Origin of the sequence: Kitasatospora sp. NPDC059747 (assembly GCF_042732955.1) — a bacterium.
Taxonomy (GTDB): domain Bacteria; phylum Actinomycetota; class Actinomycetes; order Streptomycetales; family Streptomycetaceae; genus Kitasatospora.
Window position 1 is genome coordinate 1 of the sequence record NZ_JBHWGV010000153.1, and the last position, 1357, is coordinate 1357.

The following is a 1357-nucleotide window of genomic DNA, read 5'->3' on the forward strand; positions in this document are numbered from 1 at the left end:
GCCGCGCCGCGGTCGTCCGCGCCCTCGCCCGGACGCCGAAGAGGCTTCCGCCGGATCGCCGCCGTCGCGATGGTGGCCGGTCCCGGGCTGGTCGCGGCCAACGCCGGCAACGACGCCGCCGGCATCGCCACCTACGCCAGCGCCGGCTCCCAGTTCACCTACGGGACGCTGTTCTTCATGGTGCTCGTCACCATCGCCCTGGTGATGGTGCAGGAGATGGCCGTCCGGCTCGGCGCGCACACCGGCAAGGGCCTGGGCGCGCTCATCCGCGAGCAGTTCAGCCTGCGGCTCACCGCGCTCGCCGTGTTCTGCCTGCTGCTGGCCAACACCGGGCTGGTCGTCAGCGAGTTCGCCGGGATCGGCGCGGCCTTCGAACTGCTCGGCGTGCCCAAGTGGGCGGTCATCCCGCCGGCCGCCGTCCTGCTCTGGTCGCTGGTGCTGTTCGGCTCGTACAAGTGGGCCGAGCGCATCTTCCTGGTGATGTCGTTGGCGTTCTTCGCCTACCCCGTCGCCATGGTCATGGGCCACCCGGACTGGGGGCAGGTCGGCGAGCACCTGGTCGTCCCGCACCTGGAGCCCAGCAAGGACTTCATCCTGCTGGCCGTCGCGCTGATCGGCACGACCGTCAGCCCGTACATGCAGTTCTACGCGGCGGCCGGCGTCGTCGACCGCGGTGCCAAGCCGGCCGACTACAAGCTGATCCGGGCGGACGCCGTGCTCGGCGCGGTGTTCGCGTGCGTGATCAGCCTGACGATCATCATCGCGACCGCCTCGGCGATCGGCGGCACCGGCCCGCTGGAGTCCGCCTCCGAGGCCGCCGAGGCGCTCAAGCCGGTCGCCGGGCACGGCGCCGAGCTGCTGTTCGCCTTCGGGCTGATGGGCGCCTCCGCCCTGGCCGGCGCCGTGGTGCCGCTCTCCGCCAGCTACGCGATCGGCGAGGCCGCGGGCGTCGAGCGCTCCGTGTCGCGCAGCTTCCGCGACGCGCCGCTGTTCCTCGGGCTGTTCACCGCCCAGATCGCGCTCGGCGCCATCGTGGCGCTGACCCCGGTGGACCTCATCCAGCTGCTGATCGGCACCCAGGTGCTCCAGGGCCTGATCAGCCCGATCGTGCTGGTCTACCTCCTGGTGCTCACCAACCGCCGGTCCGTCCTCGGCGACGCGGCCAACAGCCCCCGCTACCGCGTCGTGGCCACCGTCGCGGTCGTCGGCGTCGCACTCATGTCGACGATCCTGCTGGGCCAGACCGTCCTCGGCTGGTTCGGCATCGGCTGACCGACCGGGAAGCGGGGGCCGGGCCGTGGGGGAGCGCCCGGCGGCCCCGGGGGGGGGGGGGGGGGCCGCCCCCGCCCCCGAGCCC

Annotated in this window: 1 protein-coding gene; it reads left to right on the top strand. The window is 73.2% G+C overall.

All coding sequences use genetic code 11. The annotated features are described in order from the left end of the window. A partial coding sequence (locus ACFV4G_RS38825) for an NRAMP family divalent metal transporter (protein ID WP_380447495.1) occupies window positions 1–1272 on the top strand: 1272 nt, incomplete at its 5' end. Window positions 1273–1357 lie beyond the last annotated feature (85 nt).